The following is a 23,063-nucleotide window of genomic DNA, read 5'->3' as shown; positions in this document are numbered from 1 at the left end:
ACTGGACCCGTCAGCTCGATCCGGCGGGCGTCGATGCCGCGGCGGTGACGGCGTTGACTGCGGTGACGCGCAGGAAGTCGAGCTTGTCCGCAGCCTCGGATCCCTCGGCGGCGGTGTACAGGACCCGCGGTGGCCAGGGACCGACCGGTACCTTCATCGACCGGTCCGGCGTCGCCCCGTTCTGAACACGAGCGGAGCGGGCTCGAATCCTACGAGGCCAGCCGTTCACGTGCCTTGCGACCTGATCTGGTGGGTTTGGCCCCACCGTCAGGCTGGTTGACCTCGGCCCACACCAAGTCGAGGGAGAGACCGAGGACGTCGGCGATCGCCGCGATGGTCGGGAACGCCGGGGTGGCGACCCGACCGGTCTCGATCTTGCGGAGGGTCTCCGGCGAGACACCGGCCTCCAACGCGACATCGAGCATCGAGCGCTCCCTTCGGGCTCGACGCAGGAGAGCGCCGAGGCGCTCCCCGCGTTCGACCTCGGCGGGGGTGAGAGGCAATCTGACCATGATGCCGATGATAGTACCGGTATAACATGACCGGGATAGTTATTGGTCACGAGGAAGAAGCCGCACGCATGATCGCGATCCTCAGCCCCACCGCACTGCCCCACGCGAGGGAGGCGGGCACCCTGGTCGCCGACATCCTGCAGGCGCTGAGGAGCCGCAGCACGGTCGGCACGAATCTCCTGGACATCGACCGGTGGGCCCGGACCATGATCGTCGAGGCCGGAGCGTTGTCCTGCTACGTGGACTAAGCGCCGTCCTTCGGACGCGGGCCGTTCGGCCACTACATCTGCACGTCCGTCAACGACGCGGTGCTGCACGGAATGCCCTACGACTACACGCTTGCCGACGGTGATCTGCTGTCACTGGACCTCGCCGTCTCCACCCGAGGAGTGGTTGCAGACTCGGCGATCAGCTTCGTCGTCGGCAACCCGAGACCCGGTGACAACGGCCAGAGCGCCGCGATGATCAGCGCCACCGAACGCGCGCTGCACGCCGGGATCGCCGCCGCCGGCCCCGAAGCTCGCATCGGCGACATCTCCCACGCCATCGGCTCGGTCCTCAGCGAGGCGGGGTATCCGGTCAACACCGAGTTCGGCGGTCACGGCGTCGGATCGACGATGCACCAGGACCCGCACATCTCGAACACCGGACGGCCCGGCCGCGGATACAAGCTGCGCCCCGGGCTGCTGCTGGCACTGGAGCCGTGGGTGATGGCGGATACCGCTGAACTGATCACCGACGCCGATGGCTGGACGCTGCGAAGTGCGACAGGCTGCCGTACTGCGCACAGTGAGCACACGATCGCGATCACCGCTGACGGAGTCGAGGTCCTCACCCTGCCGACGCCGAACTCTGCGACGCGCCGGCGGAACTGAGCACCTCGGCCGCCGTATGCCGAACCGCGCCGTCGCACAGCATGGCCCACGGCCCACAGGTTGCGCTGGGGCTCGTCGACGAACTCGCCGACCTGCCCGGATTGCGCGGGCACCACCAACTGCCCAGCGTCCGGGGCGACCTCCTGGCCAAGCTGGGACGGACGGCCGAGGCCCTGACAGCATTCGAGCGCGCTGCTGCACTGGCCCGGAACCGCCGGGAGAAGAACTTCCTGTTGGACCGGGCGCGGCCGGTCGAGCGCCGAATGGCGGCACACCATCGCCGGCAGTGGGCTGCACAAGCACATGGAAATGGCCGCCTACCTCAAACTCGCCTTCTTCGTCTATCGCGAGTTTCTTGCGCGCTTCTTCGTATCCCTGCACGACCATCAGGTGACGACCGTGCGCGAGGTGGACCACGACATCGTCGAGATATCGCTGAAACCGTTGGGACGCACCTTGGATTCCGTGCCGGGGTAGTTCGCGATGATCTATCCCGAGAGCACGGACGGACCGTCAAGGCGCTGGGCGATTGCACGTCGGCTGGATCGCCGGCGGCGCCGGCGTGGCCCCATTCCTGAGTTGGCTCAAATCGCTCGCTCCGGATCCGAAGCGCCAGGTCGACGGAAGGCTCACCACCGAGAAGGTGCTGACCGCGGTCGGCGGGGACACGACGGCATCATCGGTCTTCATGTGCGGACCCACCGCGATGGTGGAAAGCTTCCAGTCCGGATTTCGTACGGCGGGCGTCCACGGACGACAGATCTATCGCGAATACTTCGACTCGCGGTAGCGCAGCAATCGAATCGTAGACTCAGGACATGGCCGCCATGAAAACCCACCGACGGCCCCCTGTCGCCGACATCGTGGTCGGCGTCCTGTGCACTGTCCTGTCCCTCGCAGTATTCCTGACGCTCCCCGCGCTGACGGCCGGCGATCCCGGGGCGGCCACGCTCATCGCGGTGTCACCGGGAAGCGTGCGCTGGTGGCTGTTCCTCCTCGGGCTCCTGGCCCAGGGCGTCCTGCTGACATGCGCGGGCCGCACTCCGAGACTGTCGATGATCGGTGCGGCGACCCTCGCGTTCGCGATGTCCTGGTCAACACCCGGTGCGGCCTACGGTATCTCGAGCGCTACCGTCCTGGTCCTGGTCTTCCGCGCGGTCGTGGGGGTACCCCTGGCACGGCTCGCCTCGGCCCTGGTGTCGGCCGGAATCCTCGTTGCCCTGGGGCAGACGGTCAATGGCATCGGGGGCGAGGCGCTGAAACCGGGCGGAGCCGTCATCGGGGCGATGGTCCAAGCGCTCGCAGTCATCGCCATTCCGGCGGTCCTCGGCCTGCTGGTGCGGTCGAGGAACGAGGTGCGCGAGGCCCGCCACGACGAGCAGCTGGCGAGAACGGAGCAACGGGACGCACAGGTCCAGGCCGCGGTGTCACGAGAACGGACAGCGATGGCGCGGGAGTTGCACGACATCGCGGCACACCACCTCTCGGGTATCGCACTGATGGCGGCCGTCGTCGACCGACAGATCGATACCGCCCCGAAGGAGGCTCATCGGGGCGTGCAACAGGTCCGCGCCCAGAGCACCGCCGTACTGGACGACCTGCGGCGCCTCGTCGGTCTGCTCCGCGACGACAGCGAGGGCGAGCGATCCGTCCAGACCCTTGCGGCGGTGCCGGAACTCGTCGAGCGCGCTGACGAGCAGGGGCCGATCGCACTCGACGTTCGCACCGCCGACGGCCGCGAGCTGGGCCAAGGCATCGGGCCGCTTGCGCAGCTGGCCCTCTACCGGACGATCCAGGAGGCTCTGACGAATGCCGTCACCCATGCACCCGGGGCAGCCCGTGTCGTCGAGATCGACGACCGCGACGACCGGTTCGTGGTGGTCACCGTGACGAACTCTTCACCGAGCGTGGCAGGCACTCGTTCCTCGGCCGGCGGATTCGGGCTCGTGGGCATGCGGGAACGTGCCGAGCTGGTCGGCGCCAATCTGCGTTTCGGCCCTACAGCCGACGGCGGCTGGCAGGTCCGCGCCTCCGTGCCGAGAGAGTCGAGGGAGTCCGCCGGCCGGTCTTCCAGGATCCGCCCCGTCAGTACCCCAGATGTCGCCGACGTCGTGGGCACCACATGATCCGGGTGCTCATCGCCGACGACCAGGCTCTGGTGCGGGCCGGTCTTGCCGCGTTGTTGGGGTCCGAGCCGGACATCGAGGTGGTGGGCATCGCCTCGGACGGCACGGAAGCACTCGCTCTGGCGAGAACCCTGCGCCCGGACGTCGCCTGCCTGGACATCCGGATGCCCGGAATGGACGGGATCGAGGTCGCCCGCGCTCTCTCCGGCACGGACACTGATCCACCGATTCCCGTTCTCATGTTGACGACGTTCGACCTCGACGACTACGTCTTCGGTGCGCTCGAGGCGGGCGCGGCCGGGTTTCTCCTCAAGGACGCGGATCCGGACGTCATCATCCGTGCGGTCCGCCAGGTCGCTGCCGGCAACGGCACCCTCGACCAGGCCCTGACGCGCCGCGTCCTCCGTGAGTTCGTCGATCGGCGTCGACTGCAACCCGTCACCGGAGCCCGCGCGGACGGCCTGCTGACGGCGCGGGAGCGTGAGGTGCTTCTGCTTCTCGCCGAGGGAATGTCGAACGAGGAGATCGCGGCCGCGCTCGTCGTCGAGGTGTCGACGGTCAAGTCGCACCTGGCCCGGATGCTCCCGAAGCTCGGGGTCCGATCGCGCCTCCAGGCGGTGGTCTGGGCCTATCAGAACCGGATCGTCAACGTCCCCGGTGCGACGGGCGACTGAACGAGAGCTCAACTGGACGACCGATCGAGCAGGCGCCTGCATCCAAAGGTGCAAGAACGCAGGTTCCTCCCTCTGGGTCTGGGATCTCGTGTCGCGACTTCATAGCGTTGAGGGTGTTCCAGCCCTTCACGCAAGGAGCACGTCATGCCCCGCCTCTCCGTCCTCTCCCACCAACTCACCAGTGCGGCCGTCCACCTCGAGCAGGTGACCAAGACCTATCCGGACGGTCCGAACACCGTGTCCGCCCTGGATGCCGTCACTCTCTCGATCGAGCCCGGATCCTTCACCACGGTGATGGGTCCGTCCGGATCAGGCAAGTCGACGTTCCTCCACTGCGCGTCCGGCCTCGACCTGCCGACCCGGGGTCGGGTCGTCGTCGGCGGCGTCGAGCTGAGCGGGATGTCCGCGGACACGCTCACCCGGTTCCGACGCGAACACGTCGGCTTCGTCTTCCAGGGCTTCAACCTGATCAGCCATCTCACGGTCAGCGAGAACATCGAGTTGCCGATCACCCTCGCGGGTCTCCGACTCGACGAGCACCGGATGCGCGATGTCCTCGTGTCTGTCGGACTCACCGGCCTTGCCGACCGACTTCCCGGCGAACTGTCGGGAGGACAGGCTCAGCGGGTGGCGATCGCCCGGGCACTCGTCGCCGGCCCGGATGTCATCTTTGCGGACGAGCCGACCGGTGCGCTCGACGCGGCCACCGCAGACCAGATCCTCCGGTTGTTCCGCAGCGCGGTGCAGGATCTCGGGCAGACAGTCGTCATGGTGACGCATGATCCGCGGGCCGCCGCGTTCACCGATCGGGTGTTGTTCCTAGCCGACGGTCGATTCCGGGGCGAGCTGAGAGGCCCGACCGTCGAGGCCATCTCCGCCCGCCTCATCGAATTGGGACGTTGACCATGAACGCAGCACTTCGCTCGGTGTTCGTGGTCAACCGCAGCAGCCTCATGGGCACCGCCCTGATCGTCGCCCTCGCCGGAGCGCTCCTCATGGCGACCGGAGAATGGCTCGACGCCGGTGTCCACAACGAGAAGCTGGCCCTGGTAGTGGGTCTCGCCGGGTCCTTTGCCGGGATCGTCGTGATGATCTCGGTGTTCATCGTCGCCGGCGTCTTCTCCGGCGCACCTCGTCAGCGCCGCAGGGAGTTTGCACTGCTCCGGGCGATCGGCGCGACGGCACGTCAGGTGCGAGGAGTGGTCACCGCCGAGGCCCTGGCCATCCTTCTGGTCGCCGCTCCGATCGGCGTCGCCGTCGGCGTCCTCGTCGCGCCACTCCTGTTGCCCCTGCTCCGATCCAGTGTCGGGCTGCCAGAGGGATTCGTCCTGCCGTTCTCGCCGATCTCGATCGGGGCCACCCTGCTCGTGCTGGTGCCGACTGCGCTTCTCGCCGCCCTCGCAGCAGCCCGCGGCATCCTGCGCGTCAGCCCGACGGTGGCCGTGCGGGACAGCATCGTCGACTCGCCGACGACTTCCCGCGGACGGCTCCGGACCGCTGCCGGTCTTGCCGTCGCGGGCCTGCTCGCCGCCACCACGCCCTTTGTCCTGCCCGGAATCATCGGCAGTGCCACCGGGGCCACGTCCGCGATTCTCCTGATCATCGCGGCCGCACTCGCAGGTCCAGCACTCATCCGTCGGGCCGCGACAGGCGGGCTGGCGTTGATGGGCAGTTCCGCCGGCGCCGGACGAGTACTGGCATTCGCCAACAACCGGGGCTTCTCCCGCCGTTTGAGCTCCGTGATCATTCCCCTTGCCCTTCTGGTTGCGCTCGGATCAGTCCAGTCAGGAGTGAACAGGGCCGTCGTGAGCGCTACTGCCGGCGAACTCCGCGCCGGGGTCAGCGCAGATCTGGTCGTCCAGTCGCCGTCCGGGGTGACTTCTGCCCAGGCCGCCGCAATCACCGCCATCCCGGGTGTCACGGCGATCACCGCAGAAGGGCATGTTTCCGGCGCCGTCCGCACCAGTCCCGAGATGGGTTGGGAGCAGGCATCGATCACCACGATCAGCTCCGGGCGGCCGCTGTTCGACCCAGCGGTGAGCTCGGGATCGCTCCGCGACCTCGACCTCCCGGGCACGATCGCCGTGAGTCGTTCCAGTCTCCTGTTCACCGGCAAAGGGGTGGGCGACACCATCGACGTGCGCCTGGCCGGAGATCAGGCGATGGCCGCGAAGATCGTCGCCGTCTACGAACGCGGTCTCGGCTTCGGCGGTTACCTCATGGGAGCAGCGCGGGCTGGGCTCGGGCCGCGCGCGGCGGCGTTCGATGCCGTCTTCATCGACACCACCGTGTTCTCGAAACCTACTGCGTACAAGACACTTTCCGCAATGGGACTGACGGTGATGGACGGCGCGGGCTACGCACGGGCAGCAACTCGGAGCACGGGAGGGCAGCAACAACTGTCGCTGGTGCTACTACTGGCGCTCCTCGGGTTCATCGCCATCGCAGCGGCCAACTCCCTCACGATGGCGACGGCGGGAAGACGACAGGAGTTCGTGCTCCTGAAGCGCATCGGAGCAACTCGAGTGCAGGTGATGAGCATGGTGGCCATCGAGACCGCGTTCATCATCGTGACCGCCCTGACCATCGGGTTGGTCGCTGTCCTGCCCGCGCTCGTCGGTGTCGGGCAGGACATGCTGGGCGTTCCGTTGCCTGTGTTCGACCTACCGGTCACGTGCGCCCTGGCCGTTTCGACCGTCGTCATCGCGATGATGACGGTGATCCCCACGGCCTGGCGCGGCACGTCGACGCGCTCGTCCGGGGGCGGCGACAAGGGCCGTCGTCGTTGACGACGCGCCGGCGACTCCTCGCCCCCGTAGCCTCCCTCGACGGCGAGAGCATTCAGTGGGCTCCGGCCGCGGACAGCAACGCAATGGTCGCTTCGAATCGCGCACTGCTCGCCATCGTCAGCGGCGTGCGACCCTTTGCATTCCTGACGTTCGGATCCGCGCCGAGGTCAAGCTCGGCCCGTTTGCTGCCCAGGGCACGAGGAGCGACGACGTCGGACGTCCGAACCTGATCGCCGCGCCGCTTCGCTTCGCTTCGCCGGGAGATCCTGGGGCTGCCGGCGCATATTTCTGACGTCCCACCAAAAGTCTTCGAAGAAGGCTGGGATGGGGTGTCGGATCGGGCAGGAGCCGTTCGTTGCAAGGATGAGGGCCACCCATCAAGGGTCGCCGCCGAACGACAGGAGATGATCCAAGATGCAGTACCTGCTGTCCGTCTACGGAGCCGCCGAGCTGACCGAGCTCGGCAACTATCCCGACCGGGAGACCATGGCCAAGGCCATGGCCGACACCGGTGCCTTCAACGAGAGACTGCAGGCTGAAGGCCATTTCGTCTTCGCCAACGGCCTTGCCTCGGCGTCCACCGCGACCGTCGTCGACGGCCGGGGCGAGGGCCCGCTCCTCACCGACGGGCCGTACCTGGAGTCCAAGGAGTACCTCGGCGGCTTCTGGATCATCGAGGCAACCGACCTCGACCAAGCGCTGGCACTCGCCGCGCAAGGCTCGAAAGCCTGCCAGGGCAAGGTCGAGGTCCGACCGTTCCAGTGATCCAGGTGCAGGAGGCGATCACCCGGGCGCACCACGAGCAGTGGTCCCGGGTGGTCGCCGCCCTCACCCGGCGCTTCCATGACCTCGACGTCGCCGAAGAGGCGACCGCCGAGGCCTTCGCCACGGCCGTCGCGAGGTGGCCGACGGACGGCGTACCGCCCAACCCCGGTGCGTGGTTGACCACGACCGCCAATCACAGGGCCATCGACCGGATCCGGCGCGAGAACAAGCGCGACGACAAGTACCAGGAGGCTCAGATGGTCTACGACGACGAGCCACCCGCGCCGGTCGGCGCCATCGACGACGACCAACTCCGGCTGATCTTCACCTGTTGTCATCCGGCACTGGCGATGGAAACCCGGGTGGCACTGACGTTGCGGCTGGTCGCGGGCCTGACGATGCGCGAGATCGCTCGGGCCTTCCTCCTGCCGGAAAGCACCGTGGCGCAACGCATCACCCGAGCCAAGGCGAAGATCAAAGCGGCGCGCATCCCCTATCGGGTGCCGTCCGCGGAGGATCTCCCGCGACGCATCTCGGGCGTCCTGACCGTCTTGTTCCTGGTCTTCAACGAGGGCTACCTCGCCACCGGCGCCGATACCGATCCGGTCCGTCACGAGCTGACCGGGGGCGCGGTCAGGCTGACTCGGCTGATCCGCACCCTGCTGCCGCAGGACGGCGAAGTGGTCGGGTTGCTGGCTCTGATGCTCCTGATCGAAGCCCGCCGCAGCGCCCGCGTGTCGTCCGGCGGCGAACTGGTCACCCTCGACGAGCAGGACCGAGCAGCCTGGGACGCGGAGCTGATCGCCGAGGGCCATCAGCTGGTGCGCGAGCGCCTGGCTGCCGGGGTGGCTCCGGGCCGCTACCAGATCCTGGCCGCGATCAATGCGGTGCACACCTTCGCCCACGACGTCGGTGACACGGACTGGTCCCAGGTCGTCGCCCTCTACGACCAACTCGTCCGCCTCGACCACTCGCCGGTCGTCGCCCTCAACCGGGCGATCGCGGTCGCCGAGCTCGACGGCCCCGCAGTGGGACTGGCCGTCGTCGATCGCCTCGATCACCAGCTGGCCGGGTACCACGCCTATCAGGCGACCCGCGCCGACCTGCTGCGCAGGTCGGGCCGAAGTCAGGACTCCCGCGCCGCCTACGACAAGGCCATCGACCTGGCCGCCAACACTGCCGAGATCGCCTACCTGACCCGCCGACGCGACCAGCTGGGGTCCGTTTGACCAGCATGGATCCCGCTGGCAACGCGGGATCCGCCCTCGACGCAAGGTGGGCACGCCGCTCGAGCGGAGACACGGACGGGGGCGACGCCCAGCGCTGCCAGTCGGCAACCAGTGGGCGCCGCTGGTGGATGACATCACACTGCTTGCTCCCCGGGGTGTTCGTCGACCGTGCGCGAGTCGTCCAGGGTGAGCGCGCCGAGCACTGCCGCCACTCCGACGAGCACGGTGAGGACCAGGTAGGCGACGCGTTCGCCGTGGAAGTAGGAGCTGACCAGAGCGGGGCTCCAGGCCCCGATCGGAAGGACGGTCACCACCAGCGCGGCCATGACGGTGCCGAGGAGGGCGATACCGATGCTCGTTCCGACTTCCTGGGCAGCGTCGTTGAGGGCGGCGCCCAGCGACGTGCGGTTGCTGGGCATAGCGTCGACCAGTCCGACGGCGCAGATCGTCATGACGGTCCGCAGTCCGATCGTCAGGATCACCATGCCCAGCGCGATCGCGGTGTACCCGTGGTCGACGGCCCAGGCGAGCCAGCCCAACCCGACGGTGAGGCCCATGGCTCCGATGAGGCAGGCCAGCCGTCGCCCGAGCCTTGCGACCAGTTGTTCGGTGAGCGGGCCGACGGCAAGCATGGTGACGATGATCGGCAGATTGGCCAGACCGGCTCGGATCGGACTCCAGCCATAGGCGTACTGGAAGTGCAGGATCAGGCTGAACATCACGCCGGCCATCGCCAGGGAGCTGCCGAGCTGGGCAAGCGTCGCGCCGCGAACGGTGCGGTTGCGGAACAGTTGCAGGTCCAGCATGGGGAACGCAGTGCGCCGCTCACGCCAGATGAAGCCCGCGACGGCGGCGGCGGCACCAGCCGCAGCCAGCAGGGTCGACACGGAGAGCCACCCGTGCTCGACGCCGCTGGTCAGCGTGTAGCAGGCCAGGCCGATCCCCAGGATGGTCAACGCGGCTCCGGGGATGTCCAGGACGTCGGCGGTGAGGTCTTCCGTGCGGTCTTTGGCTACGCCGAACCGAACACCGACGAACGCGATGATCGCGATCGGTGCATTGGCCAGTAGCAGCCACTGCCAACCGACGTGGGCCAGGGCGGTGCCACCGATCAGCGGCCCGAGGACGAAGCCGCTCATGCCGACGACGATCATCACCGTCATCGCCCGCATCCGCAGGGCTTGGGCGTCGAACAGGCGGAAGACCAGCGAGTTGGTGATCGGTGCCATCGCGGCGGCGGCGATACCCAAGCCGGCACGAAGGGCGATCAGTTCGCCGGTACTGCTGACCATCAGCACGGCCAGACTCATGAGGCCGAAGGCGCCCAGGCCGACCTGCAGGACGCGTCGCCGCCCGAATCGGTCGGCGATCGATCCGGCCGTCAAGAGCAATCCGCCGAAGGTCAGCGAGTACGCACCGGTGATCCACTGCAGAGAGGTGGTGCTGCCGTGCAGATCTCGCCCGATGGTCGGTAGCGCGATGGTCAACAGGGTGTTGTCGACCATCTCGACGAAGAAGGCCAGGCACAGGGCCGCGAGCGGGATCCAGGCGGCGCGCAGGGAGAGGTAGGTGCGGGAACCGGAGGCGGTCGACGGCGGTTCGGCGGGTGCGAGGGCATCGGTCTGTGCGGTGACCGGGGCCGGGGCTGGTGATGTGGTCATGGATGTCTCCCCTATCGAACGGTGTTCGATAACCGAACACGGTTCGAATATAGAACGCCGTTCGATATAGTGCAGGGGTGAACTCAGATCCCGCCACGCACACCCCCCGTCGCCGCGCCTCGCACTCGATGGAAGCCGTGCTGACCGAGGCGGTCGGATTGCTGGACGAAGCGGGGGAAGCCGCCCTGACGTTCCGGGCGCTGGCCGCCCGGCTCGGCGGTGGTGTCGCCAGCATCTACTGGTACGTGCAGAACAAGGACGAACTGCTCGACCGGGCTGCCGACCATGTCATGGCAACGGTGCTGGCGGACACCGAGAAGTTCGTGACTCTGGACGACCCGCTCGAGGCGCTCCGCAGCATCGGCGTCGCCCTGTACGACGCCGCCATCCAAAGGCCCTGGCTGGGCAGCTATTTTCTGCGCAACACCGGCTTTCAACCCAACTCGCTCCGGTTGTACGAGCGGATCGGTGGGCAGGTGATGCGGCTGCACCTGACCCCGCGACAGACCTTCCACGCGACGTCCGCGATGGTCGGTTTCGTCGTCGGACTGGCCGCCGACATGGGCCAGGAACTGCCGGAGGAAGTGCTCAGCGGCAAGCTGAACCGCGACCAGTACATGCAACGGGTCACGTCACAGTGGCGCGCACTGGATCCGACCCAATACCCCTACCTGAACACGATTCTCGATGAGTTCGAGCATCATGAAGACGCTGAACAGTTCCGTGCGGGGCTGGACCTGCTGCTGGACGGGCTACGTCGACAGGCCGAAATGGGCCATTCGGAGAGGGGCGAGCCTGATGACTCGAGCCGCGGGTGTAAGACCAGGTCGCGGACGAATATCGAGATCGACGACTACTACGTGCGGACGGTGATGGACCGCTACGGCATTCACACCAGGACCGAGGCGGTTGACCTCGCGCTACGTCACCTGGCCGGACAGCCCATGACGCGCGATGAGGCCTCGGACATGCGCGGCGCCCACGCCCTCGACGGCCTGCCCGCCGAAACTGGGCCCGCCGCGTGACACTTGCCGACACATCGGCCCTGGGTCGAGTTCGACCGGGCCACGGGAAGCGCCGTCGATCTCAGACTCACCCAGCTCATCACCGACGACGGCCCGCTCGCCGTCACCGAACCGGTGATTGCCGCTGCAACGCAATGGAGGCCTTCACGGCGTGTGCACTGCACCAAAGGTCACCCGTCCCCAGTGTCTGGAACTGTGGGCAAATAGGCAGGTCTCGCAGTGGGCAACCCCGGCGCCGCGCCGAAGACTTGAAGCATTCCACTTCACCAGTCCAAGGAGCTCACATGCCAGAGATCATCGCCGGAAGCGAAATTCCCGACACCGACCTCGTCCGCGAAGCGACCACGATTCTCCGGAAGTTCGCCGACGACAACCTGTTTCACCACTCCCGGCGGGTGTTCCTGTTCGGCTCATTGAAGGCAGCCGCGCGTGGCCTGGACGTCGACCCGGAACTTGCCTACGTGGGCGGCCTGTTCCATGACCTCGGCCTCACGCAGCAATACCGGCGCCAGGACCAGCGGTTCGAGATCGACGGGGCCGATGTCGCCTACCGATTCCTGCGCGATCACGGCCGAACCGAGCAACAGGCCCGCGATGTCTGGCTGGCAATCGCCCTGCACACAACTCCGGAGATTCCGTTGCACCTGTCACCGGAGGTCGCCGTAGTCACCCTCGGGGTCGAGGCTGATGTCCTGGGCCTGGACCTCGACCAGATCACAGAACAGCAGCGCGCTGAAGTGGTCGCCGTGCACCCCCGGCCGGACTTCAAGAACCGGGTCCTCACGGCGTTCCACGACGGCATGGTCGACCGGCCCGACACCACGTTCGGCACTATGAACGACGACGTACTGGCCCACTTCGACCCGACCTTCACCCGGGCCAACTTCGTCACCATCATCCAGAACAACGCCTGGACCGAATAGCCGCCGCCGGATAGCCGCCGCAAGGCAGGACATCTGACTCCCGATCCGTGCGCACTGATGCACCTGACGGATTCTGGAACATCAATCGTGATCGACGTCCCGGCCAGCGAAACGGCCGCGGTAGTGGCTGGGCGGTGTGCCCAGGCGCGCAATGAAGACGCGCCGCATCGTCTCGGCACTGCCGAATCCGGACGACTGCGCAGCGCTGACCACCGTGTGGCCGGCGTCCAGGAGGGCTTTGGCGTGGTCCAAGCGGATCTGCCCCACGTATTTGGCCGGGGTGGTGTCCAGTTCCGTGGCGAACATTCTGGCCAGCTGTCGCGTGCTGACCCCGATCCGGCCGGCCAGGCTGATCGTCGTGTGTTCGAGCGCAGGCTCGGCGGAAATCAGCTCCACAAGGCCACGGAGAGAGGCGGTCTGAGGCGGCCGATGCTGAAGCGGAGCAGAGAACTGTGACTGCCCACCGGGTCGTTGCATGAACATCACCATGTTACGTGCCACCGTGCGGGCCAGGTCCACGCCGTGGTCCTGCTCGACCAGGGCAAGCGCGAGATCCATGCCGGCCGAAATTCCGGCGGAGGTGAAGATCTGACCATCCTGAACAAACAGCGCATCAGGCTGAACACACACCTGCGGGTGGATGCGGGCCAGTAGTGCGGCGTACCGCCAATGGGTCGTGGCCCGCCGACCGTCCAGCAAGCCGGCCGCAGCCAGGGCGAAGGATCCGGTGCAGATGGACACCACTCGCCGGGCCCGGGGCGCCAGCAGGGCAACCGTCTCCACGAGGTCACCGGAGACCGGACGGCTGATCAGTACCTCTCCGCCGGAAACGATGACGGTGTCCACGTCGGTGAACGGTTGAGGGGGCCCGTTGACCGGCAGCCGAATCCCGACCGAGGTCATCGCCGGCTGCCCTGTGGGGGACACGTAGCTGATTTCGTAGTTGGCGCCGGCAAGATTGGCTTCGGCGAACACTTCGGCCGGGCCCGTGACGTCCAGCATCTTGGCTCCGTCGAACACGATGAACACCACCCGGCGGGCCGGGTGGTGGCCAGCGGGGCTCACGTCTGCGTACCGGCCGTGCTCGTCGACCGCGGCGCAAAGTCACACACGGACGGCGAGCCGCACCGGCAGAGGCAACGTCGCAGCGCGGGTGGCCATGGCGACGGTGCGGGTCAGGACCATGGCGACCGCCATGAGTACCAGGGTGTTGGTGATGTCGTCGGCGCTGACCTGGTGGTGCATCAGCCAGCGGGCCAGCGAGGCGCCGAACCAGTGGTGGGAGCCGAAGGAAAAGGCGGCCCGTGCGCCGATGATCACGACCCAGACGGTGGCGTACCCGGCGCCGGCCCGACTGACCGGGCGGGCGGTCTGCGGGTCGCGATACACCCCCATCAACGAGGCGGCGATCAGGCCGACGAAAACTCCGCCTACTTCAAGTTTGAGGGGCCTGCCCTGTCCGGTCAGCGCGGTCATGAACACTGGAACGATCAAGGCCGCGAGAATCAGCGGCCGGAACAGCCGGAACGTGCCTATTTTCCGGCGTTGACCCAGATCGGCCTGAAGGACGGCGAACAGAACGACCGCGTTGACGATCATCGCTTCGGCTAGAACGGACATGACCGACTCCCTGACGTGGTTGGAACTGAGGTTTGGTGCCATTTCATCCTGAGGTACCGGTCCCTTTGGCACATCGGTCCAGAGTCGGTGATCGCCAACGAGCTTCTCGATATCTGCGGCCCCCAGCTGGCAGCAGCATCTCACGAGTCTGTTGCCCCGCCGGCACGATCAACGGCGCACGGTTGTGCCAGGCACTGGCAATGTTCCCCATGGCGTTGCCGAGCCCTGCCGCCGTATGAACCTGAGCCAACGCCCGCCGGCCCGTCGACCGGGCATGCCCGTCAGCCGTCGCGATGACCGTTGCCTCCTGCAAACCCGGGACGTCGCGGAAATCATCCGGAAAATCTCTCAACCGGGTTCTTCGACCGATCCCGGGTTGCCGAACGTCGTGGAGATTCAACTTGCGCAGAACATCGAAGAATGCATCGCATACGGTTTCCATTTCCAGATCTCCAGTCGTTGTCGTATTTTCCAGTGCGCAGACAAGAGCCAGCCAAGGTCAAAGCGCGCGGAGCTATCGACCGATCAGAGAGGGATGAATCCTCCCTCACAGCCAGTGGGTTTGACCGGTGAGCGGCAGCGATCAGTGTCCGGGGTATCCCAGCAGTCGCTCTCCGCTTGCGTCTGGATTCCTGAATGCGCCGGTCGAGCGTCCGAAGCGTTCAGGTTGAGATCCTTCGGATTGCGCAAGGTGGTTGATCGGGGACATGGACAGGTCCCGTACCGGACCGGGCCGATGGATCGTCTCCTTCGAATAGATAACCGCTGCAGCCATTGGGTCCCCGGCTCATCCAGGGTGTTGGTTCCGAGGATGGACCGTGGGCCGGTGGGACACATCAGTCGAAGTCATGGGACGAGCTGGCCAAATGACTGGGTCTGGTCGGCCATCGGTGCCACCCCGAGAATCCTTCTCTGTGGGGCGGCCATGAGATGGCTCAGCGCCGAGCTTGCCCACCGGCGTGTCGCACTGCGGCGAGCATGGCATCGATGTCTCCGGATTTCTGCACGAAGGCAACGGCCCCGGCATCCAGTGCCGCTCGGCGAAGCCCGCCACGTGCGCTCATCGCCACTACCGCACATGACGACGTCAAGCTGAGTGCTCGGATCAGGTCCAGGCCGAGTTCCTTCTCAAGGCGTGGCACATTGACCAGGGCCACGGCGGGTCGCGACAGGGCGGCGGCTGCTAGTGCGTTGGCCGTGTCTGCATACGCACCGACCAATATGAGGTCGGTCTCGAGAGCGATGGTCGCGGTGATAGCGCCCTGCACACGCGCATCTTCTTCGACCACCAGCACACGGATGAGCTGTGACGCTGGCACCCGGATCACCCCCGCCGTAGAGGAATTCGATGAGCATCGGAGCCGGTCGTCTGAGCCGGATCACCTGTCACCGTCTCATCGTCACCCCGGGTACGGATCGGCGCACGGGTCCGATGCCGGTCTGCGTGTACGTCATCTGGCCAGGAGTGCCGGGATGGATGACCACCCTGGGCGTTCGCAGCGACGACGCGAATATCTCCTCGGCGACCGTGGACACGGCGCAGCAGGTCTGCGGATCGGTCGAGATAGCGATGCTGAACACCATCGCCGCCATGTCTGCGGCGGCATTCCTGGTCGGAAGAACCACCATGCCGGCCGTCATCTTGTCGGCCGATGTGCACGGTAGCGTCACCGCATCCTGGTGGTCGGCCGCTCTGTCCACCAGCGTTGCGGCCGCGACCGGTCTGCTGCTTCGGCATGGCGTACCCGCCGGGTTGACGAAGGAGGCGGAGCACTCCGGGACGGGCGGCAATTTTGTGCCTGACCCGTCGTGACAGGGGATCAGGGGTACGCGATGGAGAGCGTCACCGTGGTTCCGCGACCAGGTGCACTCGTGACGGCGAACCGTGCACCGATGGCCTCCGCGCGCTGACACATGTTTGATAGTCCTAGATGTCCCACCAGCCTGACCTCAGGATCGAAACCGTCGCCGTCGTCGCGGACCGTCACACGGAGCAGCCCCGCGGTCAGGGTCACATTGACGGCCGCGCACTGGGCCTGGGCATGTTTGGCCACGTTGTGCAGGGCCTCGGACACGATCCGGTACAGGTGCTCTTCGACCGCCGGATCAAGCTGCAACCGTTCCGCCGGGCCATGAACGGCGATGGTGAGGGCATCGCGTGCCGCGAGTGCAGCGCCTTGCTTCCGCAGTGCCCCGATGAGTCCCTCTTCGGCCAACGCGCCCGGCCGAAGCTCGAAGATCAGCGCCCGCATCTCGGCCAGAGCCCCGTCGGTCAGCTCAGCGAGCTGACCGATCGATCTCCCCAATGCAGTGTCGTGGCCCAGCCCGATCCTGGCCATCGACAGTTGTGAGGCGCGCGCTTGCATCGTCATGGCAAACAGCCCCTGACTCACCGAGTCGTGGAGGTCACGGGCTAACCGGCCACGCTCCTGCCCGGCCGCCACCCGACCGGCTTGCTCGACCAACCTTGCGTTCATCACAGCGACGGCAGCCTGATCGGCCAGGGCGGTGTAGAAGGCCAGCTCCGCTTCATCTGGACGGTTCAGACCCGCGGGTAGAAACACGGTGACCAGGCCAAAAGTTCTGTTCTGCCAGGACAGGGGCACGATAATCGCCGCCTGCCAGTCAAACCGGACCAAAGATGAGGCGAAGTCCCGCATGACCGGAATGGCCTGCCAGCGGGCCCGCGCGTCAGAAACGACGACGGGCGGGACAGGGACCTCGCCGAACACGATCGCGCCGGCCGTCATCGCCTTGACCAGGTGTTCGAAAGGGGCGTCACTCAGTGGAGCCCAGACCGGGCTCGCCTTCCCGTAGTTCGGGTCAGCCAGGGCAAACCCGCCCCTGGTAGTCACCCGATGTTCCTCGTCCATCACAGAAATCCCGCAGGCCAATGCCCGGGTGCCCTCGACGGCGTTGCGCGCGATACGAGTCAAGATGTCGGCGGTGGATGCGGTGCCGGTCAGCAGAGCGGGTGTCTGGGCCAGCGCCGCTGCGGTCCGAGCCGCGGACCGGGGGTCGGTGAGATCCGAGAAAACGACGACATCGCAAGCGCGGGCTTCCACCTCGATCGTGAAAGTAGAGCAGACAATCTCCCGCTCGGTGCCGTCAGCGCCGAGCAGGACACCCGTGAAGGTATTGGCTCGGTCAGAGCGTGGCGCGGCGACTCGGCCCAGGATCGCGGCGTGTTCCCGAGTCGGGAAGCTGTCCAGCACATCTGTCCCGCGCAGCTGACCAAGGGAACGGCCCAACATCTGACAGGCCCACGGGTTCGCATACAGCACTCGCCGGTCTGCGTCGATGACCGCGATACCGTCCTTGGCACCGTCCACCACACCGGCGAGCGTGGTCAGACCCGAGCGGGCGGCATCGGCAAAGGGCGAATCCGGCTCTGTGATGTCCTCGTGGGCAGCCACGTCAGGCTCCCGGCGACCGGGCCGCGATGTCGGCCAAGGCCATGCTGACTGCGACGACCGTTCCGGATCCACACCCGCTGGTGATTTCGAGGTCGGCGCCGATGGCCTCGGCGCAGTTCGCCATGGTGACCAGACCAGACCCCTGACCACCGGCGGTTGCCGGGTCGAATCCGACTCCGTCGTCGGTGACCGTGACCGTGACCCGGCGGGCCCTCTGGTCGATCGTGACGTCCACGAAGGCGCAAGCGGCACCAGCGTGCTGAATCACGTTGTAGAGCGCCTCGGACGCGATCCGGTACAACTGCTCCTCGGTGGCACGGTCCCGTTCCGGGAGTTGGTCCGGGCCGGTCACCCTGATCGGCGTCTGCTCACCGGCCGCCAGCGCAGCCGCCTTCAGGTGCAGCGCACCGATCAACCCCTCCTCACCCATGGATTCCGGACGTAACTCGAATATCAGCGCCCTCATCTGGGCCAGCGAGCCACGGGCCAGGTCGGCCAGGTCGGCAATGGATTGCGTCAGCTCTTCGGTGCCGACAGCATCGATCCTGGCCAGGGTCAGTTCGGCGGCCCGGGCGTGCATCGTCATGGAAAAAAGGGCCTGGCTGACCGAGTCGTGCAGATCGCGTGCCAGCCGCGTGCGCTCGAGGGTGGCTGCCGCCCGACCGGCCTCAGCCGTCAGCCGGGCGTTGATCACCGCCACCGCCGCCTGGTCGGCCAAGGCAGTGCAGAACGCCAGCTCCGCTTCGCTCGGCCCGGCCACCCCGGCCGGCAAGCAGACCCCGAGCAGCCCGATGACCCGATTCGCCCAGGCCAGCGGCAGGCAGACCGCCACCTGCCAGCCATCGCCCGTGACGGCCGCGACCTCGGCCATCACAGGGTCGCCCTGCCAGACAGCCCGGGCATCGGGCAGCACAATGGCCTTTCCGGGCACACTGCCGGTCGTGATCGTGCCGGCGGTCATCGCGGCGACCATGTCCTGCGGAGGGCGTTCGGCCAGCGACGCCCAACCGGGGCAGCCAGTTCCGAAATATGATCCGTTGTGGCCGCAGAAGCCCCCAAAAGCCAACCGGTGATCTGCTCCCATCACTGCGATGCCGGCATGCACCGCGCGGGTCCCCTCGTAAGCGTGCCGAGCGATGCCGGCCAGGATCTCATGAGTGGTGGCCGTGCCGACCAGCTGCGCTGCGGTCTGGGCCAATACCGCCGCGGTCCGAGCGGCCCCCCGTGGTGCGGTCACGTCACGGAACATAGCGATACCGTGCGGCTTTTCGTCGATGGTCATCGCGAAGTTGGAGTAGACGATCTCGCGGACGGTGCCGTCGGAGGTGCGGATCTGACCAGAATAGGAGTCGGCCATGCCGTCGAGCTGAGCGGTGTAGCGCACCTTCGCAGTTTCCCGCTCGGATTCCGGGATACCGGCCAGAAAATCTGTGCCGCGGAGCTCGTGCAGCGGACGGTCGAGCATGTGGCAGGCAGCCGGATTGGCGTAGACGAAATGCCGCTGTGCATCGATGATGCACAGACCGTCCGATGCCTTTGTCACCAGTTGGGCCAACGCCGCCCTACCCAGTGATGAAGCGCCGTCGCCGGGTGGCGGAGGCTGCCGAACAGGTTCGGGCATTCCCACGTCCTCACCTGGTGCGTCGCCCGTGCGTATTGCTTGAAAGTGTCCTATGCGCCTGAAACGGTCAGGGTCCTCCGATCAACAGTGCACCCCAAGGACCAGGTGCACCAGTGCGTAGTGACCAACGACCCCTAATGCCGGGCCCCACCCGCCGCGACTTCTCGCCGCTGACCGGCAGTGTGTTCTTCGCACCGACCGTGGACCTGCTTGATTCGCTCGCGGCCGGCTGACGCATGGCGATCGCAACCGGCAGGCAATCCCACGCGTCATCGGACGACACGCGACTGACGTCGAACTCACGCGGGAGCCCTGGGCAGGTGCTGTTGGGTCATCCGATCGATGAAGCCGCGGGTGGCGGTCTCGCTGACCACCAGCCATCCCAGCTGGCGGCGCGGTCCTCGACCGCATTGAGCATGACGGTCTTGCCCGCACCTCGGGCGCCGGTGTATAGCGAGGCACGACCAGAGGAGCCGGGACCGTCTTCGAGTGCCTCGACGAAGTCCCCCAGGACCGCCTCGCGACCGACCAGCAACGGTGGACTGACTCCGAAGCCGGCATGGAAGGGGTTGACCATGCGTCGACGATGGCCGTGGCCTTCTAGAGTCGTTTAGAGTCTTTGGATTTGGTATGACCTACCGCGTCGACAAGCTTGAATCACGACGCATTACCGCAGATGGTGGAGATGGAAGTGGCCACGGCAGCCGATCGGGCCGGTACAAGATCAACCACACCCCGGCTGATCAGCGGAAATACTAGTGGAGACGAAGAGAATCGAACTCTCAACCCCCGCCTTGCAAAGGCGGTGCTCTGCCAATTGAGCTACGTCCCCCGACCCCACCCCTGCGACTGGAAGCCACCGAGGCGGAAAATCAGGCGGCTCGACCCACCGACCGGGCCAAGCCGAAAGCCCGACCACGCTCCACCGGGTGGAACGAGCCGGGCCTGGAAAACTTCTACTTCGCGCCGGTGGCTTCGTCCCAGAGGGCGGCCTCGGCAGCAGCGGCGTCACGACGCTTCTTGACCAGAGCCATCGCGCCTCCGGCCAGAGCGATCAGGAGCAGGAGCTTCTTCATCGGCGCCGTCCTTCCAGTTGTGGAGCCCTCGTCGACTCCGCGGAACAAGCGGAGAGGTACTGCAGTGGGCCTGGGAGGACTTGAACCTCCGACCTCTTCCTTATCAGGGAAGCGCTCTAACCGCCTGAGCTACAGGCCCTCACACATCACTCACGGCGCCAGCTCGGTGTTTCCAGGAAGTCCCGGTTTCCGATGGGCGCCGCGAGCACAAAGACTACCGTAAGGCCCAACACCGGCCAAAATCGCAGTTCAGCCCGCACCGTACGACCAGCAGACATTTAGTGCTCCTACACTTCGGCGGTGCGAGTCGACGTGCTGGGTGCCGTTGCGGTCTGGGGCGATGTTGCCCGGCCCGAGGACGACGGCGCCCGCCCCCACCGCGACGACGACGCCCCCGACACGAGCGCACCTCCCAAGGTCAGCGGTCTCGCACTGGGAGGCCGCCGCGCCCGGGTAGCGCTCGTCGCACTGGCCCTGGCCGACCATCCGATTCCAGCGGAGCGTCTGGCCTCAATCATCTGGGCCACTGATCCCCCACCCACCTGGCAGCCCGCGCTCCGCGGCGTGATCCGCGCCCTGCGCACCGCGCTCGTCCCGATCGGACTCGGCGATCAGCGCCTCATCACCACCGAGCCGGCCGGCTACGCATTGGCGCGCGGTGCGCAGACCGACATCAGAACCGCCGAAGCCGCGCTGACCAGGGCCGAGAGCAGCCAGGATCCGGTCACGTCCCTCACCCTCGCCCAGCCGGCGGCGGCGCTCCGCGCAGACGAACTCCTCCCCCAGGAGGACGCAGAGTGGCTGCGGCCCCACCGCGATGCCATCGACCAACTGCGCGCACGGGCGATCGAGGTGATCGTCACCGCGGCCGGCGCCACCGACGATCACCACCGGGCTCTCGCCGCAGCCCGTGAACTGCTGGAACAGCGCCCACTGGACGAGCGGGCGCATCGCACCCTGATCAGCGCCCTCGACCGGGCCGGTGATCGCGCCGGGGCCGTCCAGGCGTACGAGCGGTGCCGGACGGTGCTGGCCGAGCAGCTCGGCATCGATCCCAGCACGGATACCGTGGCGGTCTACCTCAAGGCGCTGCGCACCGACGCACCGTCCTCCGGGCCGCGGCTCCCGGTCGCCACCGGGGCGTTCGTCGGCCGTCAGGACGAGCGACGCCGGCTCGAGAACGCGATCAACGACCACGGCCTCCTGACGCTGACCGGGCGCGGTGGTATCGGCAAGTCCCGCCTTGCTCTCCGGGTGGCGCGGCCCCGTCAGGCGCTGTGGATCTCGCTGACCGCCGCTGACGACGAACTGGTCGCCGGCGAGGTCGCGCAGCAGCTGGGCCTGACGGTCGCGGACGCCGATCCGACCGCAGCGATCACCGACCACCTGGCCCCGCTCGGGACGGCGTTGCTCGTCCTGGACGGCTGTGAGCGGACCACCGATGGAGTCGCGTCGCTGGTCACGGCCCTGCTCGGTGGCTGCCCGAGCCTGACGATCCTTGCCACCAGCCGATCCGCCCTCGGTCTGGACGGCGAACGGGTCCTCCATCTCGACGCCCTGCCTCCGATCACCAACCAACAGGATCCGATCACCAACCAGCAGGTGCAGCTCGTCATCCAGCGGGTGCACGAGGCCGGCGGCAGCCTCCTGCTGGACGCGACCACCACACCGCTGATCGCCACCCTCTGCCAACGCTGCGCCGGGCTGCCGCTGGCCCTGGAACTGGTCGCAGCTCAACTGACGGTGATGTCCCCCGCCGACCTGCTCGACGAGCTGGCCGACACCCCCGGTGATCAGCTCACAGCGGTTCTCCACTACAGCTACGGGCTGCTCCAACCGGCCGAAGCTGCTGTGCTGCGGCGGGATCGCGGACGACCTCGACCGCGGCCGGGATGCGGTGGAGTACGTCAGGGAGTCGGTGGAGATCGCCGAGCGCCTCGGGGAGAAGAACCTGTACGTCGGCACTGCGATGGGTGTCGGTTCAGTGCTGGCCGAGCGCGGTGATCCGGCGGCGGCCGGCTTCGCGTTGGCCGCCCTGGAGTCCTGCCGTCTGCATGCCTCCCCCGAGCAACTGGCCTCCGCCCTCCCGACGGCCGTGATGATCTGCTGGCAGGTCGGTGCCCAGACCCGGGCCAGGGAACTGCTGGCCGAGGGTTTGCTCCTGCATCCGGACGGCAGGCGGATCGCACGGGTGGTCCTCCTGTCCGCTGCCACCGGCATCTCGCTCGCGGACGGCAACGTCGATCAGGCGATCGGCTACGGCCGGACCGCCGACGCCCAGGCCACCGCGATGGGCGTCGAGCGGGAACTACCGCTCATTCGGTGTCTGCTCGCCCTGGCCCTGCTGCGGGCGGGACGTGCAGGCGAGGCCGCCGACCGGTTGTCGGCCGCGCTGCAGGCGGCCAAGGCGCTGACGTACGAGCATCCGCTGGCCCTGTGCCTGGAGATCACCGCGCTCGCCTATCCCGATGCTCCCGAACGTGGAGCACTGCTGGCCACCGCCGCTGAACTGCGACGACGAGGGGATCGACCCGTCATCCCATCCCTGCGCGACCCCGCCATGTCCGCCACTGACGAACCGATCCCACCAGGGGACGCGGCCGCACTGGCGTCAAGACTGCTCGGCCTGAAGACCGCACCGACCAACATGCGAAGGGCATCCTCTAGCCGGCTGCCCGGACGCGGTGACGCTCGAATGTGCTCATGACGACAGTCCACGCGCAGCCCGTGACAGATGGGTAATGCCTCCCT

24 protein-coding genes, 2 tRNA genes and 2 pseudogenes are annotated in these 23,063 nt (G+C 67.1%); 15 read left to right on the top strand and 13 right to left on the bottom strand.

Features of this window, described 5'->3' with window-relative positions; all coding sequences use genetic code 11:
• Nucleotides 1–10: 10 nt before the first annotated feature.
• Complete coding sequence (locus H7F38_RS03905) at nt 11–157, bottom strand: hypothetical protein (protein WP_187092947.1); 147 nt, start codon at nt 155–157, stop codon at nt 11–13.
• A 52-nt stretch (nt 158–209) separates the two neighbouring features.
• Nucleotides 210–512 carry a helix-turn-helix transcriptional regulator gene (locus tag H7F38_RS03900; protein WP_187092946.1) on the bottom strand — a complete coding sequence of 101 codons (303 nt, stop codon included), beginning with the start codon at nt 510–512 and terminating at the stop codon, nt 210–212.
• A gap of 68 nt (nt 513–580) precedes the next feature.
• Between H7F38_RS03900 and map the strand changes: the two are divergent.
• The 9 genes and pseudogenes from map (at nt 581) to H7F38_RS03855 (ending at nt 8,970) form a co-directional block, all read left to right on the top strand.
• Nucleotides 581–1,387, top strand: a pseudogene (gene map, locus H7F38_RS03895) (type I methionyl aminopeptidase).
• A gap of 309 nt (nt 1,388–1,696) precedes the next feature.
• A complete protein-coding gene (locus H7F38_RS03890) occupies nt 1,697–1,864 on the top strand; it encodes a hypothetical protein (protein ID WP_187092945.1) in 168 nt (55 codons plus the stop codon).
• 52 nt (nt 1,865–1,916) lie between these two features.
• Nucleotides 1,917–2,177 carry a hypothetical protein gene (locus H7F38_RS03885; protein WP_187092944.1) on the top strand — a complete coding sequence of 87 codons (261 nt, stop codon included), beginning with the start codon at nt 1,917–1,919 and terminating at the stop codon, nt 2,175–2,177.
• A 28-nt stretch (nt 2,178–2,205) separates the two neighbouring features.
• Complete coding sequence (locus H7F38_RS03880) at nt 2,206–3,513, top strand: sensor histidine kinase (protein ID WP_187092943.1); 1,308 nt, start codon at nt 2,206–2,208, stop codon at nt 3,511–3,513.
• A complete protein-coding gene (locus H7F38_RS03875; protein ID WP_187092942.1) occupies nt 3,510–4,187 on the top strand; it encodes a response regulator transcription factor in 678 nt (225 codons plus the stop codon). The genes H7F38_RS03880 and H7F38_RS03875 overlap by 4 nt, the downstream gene beginning before the upstream one ends.
• A gap of 144 nt (nt 4,188–4,331) precedes the next feature.
• Entirely contained in the window at nt 4,332–5,090 is a 759-nt protein-coding gene (locus H7F38_RS03870) for an ABC transporter ATP-binding protein (RefSeq protein ID WP_187092941.1), read from the top strand.
• Nucleotides 5,091–5,092: 2 nt separating this feature from the next.
• Nucleotides 5,093–6,976, top strand: coding sequence for an FtsX-like permease family protein (locus tag H7F38_RS03865; RefSeq protein ID WP_187092940.1), 1,884 nt, complete (start codon nt 5,093–5,095; stop codon nt 6,974–6,976).
• A gap of 414 nt (nt 6,977–7,390) precedes the next feature.
• The gene (locus H7F38_RS03860) at nt 7,391–7,741 is read left to right on the top strand and encodes a YciI family protein (protein WP_187092939.1); all 351 of its coding nucleotides are present in this window, start codon (nt 7,391–7,393) and stop codon (nt 7,739–7,741) included.
• The gene (locus tag H7F38_RS03855; protein ID WP_187092938.1) at nt 7,738–8,970 is read left to right on the top strand and encodes an RNA polymerase sigma factor; all 1,233 of its coding nucleotides are present in this window, start codon (nt 7,738–7,740) and stop codon (nt 8,968–8,970) included. The genes H7F38_RS03860 and H7F38_RS03855 overlap by 4 nt, the downstream gene beginning before the upstream one ends.
• 134 nt (nt 8,971–9,104) lie before the next feature.
• Here the strand turns inward: H7F38_RS03855 and H7F38_RS03850 are convergent, their stop codons facing one another.
• On the bottom strand, nt 9,105–10,631 hold the full coding sequence (locus H7F38_RS03850; protein WP_187092937.1) for an MFS transporter: 1,527 nt from the start codon (nt 10,629–10,631) through the stop codon (nt 9,105–9,107).
• A 128-nt stretch (nt 10,632–10,759) separates the two neighbouring features.
• Between H7F38_RS03850 and H7F38_RS03845 the strand changes: the two are divergent.
• From H7F38_RS03845 to H7F38_RS03840, 3 genes and pseudogenes are all read left to right on the top strand, one after another.
• Nucleotides 10,760–11,398 (top strand): annotated as a pseudogene (locus H7F38_RS03845) (TetR/AcrR family transcriptional regulator); the annotation flags it as partial.
• Nucleotides 11,399–11,401: 3 nt separating this feature from the next.
• On the top strand, nt 11,402–11,656 hold the full coding sequence (locus H7F38_RS26455) for a type II toxin-antitoxin system VapB family antitoxin (protein ID WP_370531328.1): 255 nt from the start codon (nt 11,402–11,404) through the stop codon (nt 11,654–11,656).
• 284 nt (nt 11,657–11,940) lie between these two features.
• Nucleotides 11,941–12,579 carry an HD domain-containing protein gene (locus H7F38_RS03840; protein ID WP_187092935.1) on the top strand — a complete coding sequence of 213 codons (639 nt, stop codon included), beginning with the start codon at nt 11,941–11,943 and terminating at the stop codon, nt 12,577–12,579.
• 81 nt (nt 12,580–12,660) lie between these two features.
• Here H7F38_RS03840 and H7F38_RS03835 read toward each other — a convergent pair whose 3' ends face one another.
• From H7F38_RS03835 to H7F38_RS03820, 4 genes are all read right to left on the bottom strand, one after another.
• Nucleotides 12,661–13,644 carry a GlxA family transcriptional regulator gene (locus H7F38_RS03835; protein WP_222618422.1) on the bottom strand — a complete coding sequence of 328 codons (984 nt, stop codon included), beginning with the start codon at nt 13,642–13,644 and terminating at the stop codon, nt 12,661–12,663.
• A gap of 39 nt (nt 13,645–13,683) precedes the next feature.
• Nucleotides 13,684–14,199, bottom strand: a complete 516-nt coding sequence (locus tag H7F38_RS03830; protein WP_187092934.1) for a hypothetical protein — start codon at nt 14,197–14,199, stop codon at nt 13,684–13,686.
• Between the two features lie 43 nt (nt 14,200–14,242).
• Nucleotides 14,243–14,641 (bottom strand): thiamine pyrophosphate-binding protein, encoded by a 399-nt coding sequence (locus H7F38_RS26450; RefSeq protein WP_187092933.1) that lies wholly within the window; start codon nt 14,639–14,641, stop codon nt 14,243–14,245.
• 493 nt (nt 14,642–15,134) lie between these two features.
• Nucleotides 15,135–15,494: a response regulator gene (locus H7F38_RS03820; protein ID WP_187092932.1), complete on the bottom strand. Its 360-nt coding sequence runs from the start codon at nt 15,492–15,494 to the stop codon at nt 15,135–15,137.
• A 53-nt stretch (nt 15,495–15,547) separates the two neighbouring features.
• Here H7F38_RS03820 and H7F38_RS03815 point away from each other — a divergent pair, with 53 nt between their 5' ends.
• Entirely contained in the window at nt 15,548–16,012 is a 465-nt protein-coding gene (locus H7F38_RS03815; RefSeq protein WP_187092931.1) for a hypothetical protein, read from the top strand.
• Between the two features lie 7 nt (nt 16,013–16,019).
• Here H7F38_RS03815 and H7F38_RS03810 read toward each other — a convergent pair whose 3' ends face one another.
• From H7F38_RS03810 to H7F38_RS03790, 6 genes are all read right to left on the bottom strand, one after another.
• Nucleotides 16,020–17,615 (bottom strand): histidine kinase, encoded by a 1,596-nt coding sequence (locus H7F38_RS03810; RefSeq protein ID WP_187092930.1) that lies wholly within the window; start codon nt 17,613–17,615, stop codon nt 16,020–16,022.
• A 1-nt stretch (nt 17,616) separates the two neighbouring features.
• A complete protein-coding gene (locus tag H7F38_RS03805; protein WP_187092929.1) occupies nt 17,617–19,236 on the bottom strand; it encodes a histidine kinase in 1,620 nt (539 codons plus the stop codon).
• Between the two features lie 331 nt (nt 19,237–19,567).
• Nucleotides 19,568–19,813, bottom strand: a complete 246-nt coding sequence (locus tag H7F38_RS03800; protein WP_187095002.1) for an ATP-binding protein — start codon at nt 19,811–19,813, stop codon at nt 19,568–19,570.
• Nucleotides 19,814–19,995: 182 nt separating this feature from the next.
• A tRNA-Ala gene (locus H7F38_RS03795) sits at nt 19,996–20,068 on the bottom strand.
• Nucleotides 20,069–20,192: 124 nt separating this feature from the next.
• Nucleotides 20,193–20,312, bottom strand: a complete 120-nt coding sequence (locus H7F38_RS25435) for a DLW-39 family protein (protein WP_222618421.1) — start codon at nt 20,310–20,312, stop codon at nt 20,193–20,195.
• A gap of 65 nt (nt 20,313–20,377) precedes the next feature.
• A tRNA-Ile gene (locus H7F38_RS03790) sits at nt 20,378–20,451 on the bottom strand.
• Nucleotides 20,452–20,612: 161 nt separating this feature from the next.
• On the opposite strand from H7F38_RS03790, the gene H7F38_RS03785 reads away from it, so the two are divergent.
• Nucleotides 20,613–22,316, top strand: coding sequence for a BTAD domain-containing putative transcriptional regulator (locus H7F38_RS03785; protein WP_187092928.1), 1,704 nt, complete (start codon nt 20,613–20,615; stop codon nt 22,314–22,316).
• Nucleotides 22,231–23,019, top strand: coding sequence for a hypothetical protein (locus H7F38_RS03780; protein ID WP_187092927.1), 789 nt, complete (start codon nt 22,231–22,233; stop codon nt 23,017–23,019). The genes H7F38_RS03785 and H7F38_RS03780 overlap by 86 nt, the downstream gene beginning before the upstream one ends.
• The last annotated feature ends 44 nt before the right edge of the window (nt 23,020–23,063 follow it).

It is taken from the genome of Nakamurella sp. PAMC28650 (assembly GCF_014303395.1).
Lineage (GTDB): Bacteria > Actinomycetota > Actinomycetes > Mycobacteriales > Nakamurellaceae > Nakamurella.
The sequence above is the reverse complement of the archived record's forward strand: the minus strand, read 5'-3'. Positions and strand labels throughout refer to the sequence as shown.

What these genes read in the sequence shown, in the direction of transcription:
- H7F38_RS03850 (WP_187092937.1), bottom strand. Translation starts at nt 10,631, where the DNA reads ATGACCACATCACCAGCCCCGGCCCCGGTCACCGCACAGACCGATGCC.
- H7F38_RS03880 (WP_187092943.1), top strand. Translation starts at nt 2,206, where the DNA reads ATGGCCGCCATGAAAACCCACCGACGGCCCCCTGTCGCCGACATCGTG.
- H7F38_RS25435 (WP_222618421.1), bottom strand. Translation starts at nt 20,312, where the DNA reads ATGAAGAAGCTCCTGCTCCTGATCGCTCTGGCCGGAGGCGCGATGGCT.
- H7F38_RS03815 (WP_187092931.1), top strand. Translation starts at nt 15,548, where the DNA reads ATGAGCATCGGAGCCGGTCGTCTGAGCCGGATCACCTGTCACCGTCTC.
- H7F38_RS03900 (WP_187092946.1), bottom strand. Translation starts at nt 512, where the DNA reads ATGGTCAGATTGCCTCTCACCCCCGCCGAGGTCGAACGCGGGGAGCGC.
- H7F38_RS03805 (WP_187092929.1), bottom strand. Translation starts at nt 19,236, where the DNA reads ATGCCCGAACCTGTTCGGCAGCCTCCGCCACCCGGCGACGGCGCTTCA.
- H7F38_RS03800 (WP_187095002.1), bottom strand. Translation starts at nt 19,813, where the DNA reads ATGGTCAACCCCTTCCATGCCGGCTTCGGAGTCAGTCCACCGTTGCTG.
- H7F38_RS03830 (WP_187092934.1), bottom strand. Translation starts at nt 14,199, where the DNA reads ATGTCCGTTCTAGCCGAAGCGATGATCGTCAACGCGGTCGTTCTGTTC.
- H7F38_RS03860 (WP_187092939.1), top strand. Translation starts at nt 7,391, where the DNA reads ATGCAGTACCTGCTGTCCGTCTACGGAGCCGCCGAGCTGACCGAGCTC.
- H7F38_RS26455 (WP_370531328.1), top strand. Translation starts at nt 11,402, where the DNA reads ATGGGCCATTCGGAGAGGGGCGAGCCTGATGACTCGAGCCGCGGGTGT.
- H7F38_RS03905 (WP_187092947.1), bottom strand. Translation starts at nt 157, where the DNA reads ATGAAGGTACCGGTCGGTCCCTGGCCACCGCGGGTCCTGTACACCGCC.
- H7F38_RS03840 (WP_187092935.1), top strand. Translation starts at nt 11,941, where the DNA reads ATGCCAGAGATCATCGCCGGAAGCGAAATTCCCGACACCGACCTCGTC.
- H7F38_RS26450 (WP_187092933.1), bottom strand. Translation starts at nt 14,641, where the DNA reads ATGGAAACCGTATGCGATGCATTCTTCGATGTTCTGCGCAAGTTGAAT.
- H7F38_RS03890 (WP_187092945.1), top strand. Translation starts at nt 1,697, where the DNA reads ATGGCCGCCTACCTCAAACTCGCCTTCTTCGTCTATCGCGAGTTTCTT.
- H7F38_RS03870 (WP_187092941.1), top strand. Translation starts at nt 4,332, where the DNA reads ATGCCCCGCCTCTCCGTCCTCTCCCACCAACTCACCAGTGCGGCCGTC.
- H7F38_RS03875 (WP_187092942.1), top strand. Translation starts at nt 3,510, where the DNA reads ATGATCCGGGTGCTCATCGCCGACGACCAGGCTCTGGTGCGGGCCGGT.
- H7F38_RS03865 (WP_187092940.1), top strand. Translation starts at nt 5,093, where the DNA reads ATGAACGCAGCACTTCGCTCGGTGTTCGTGGTCAACCGCAGCAGCCTC.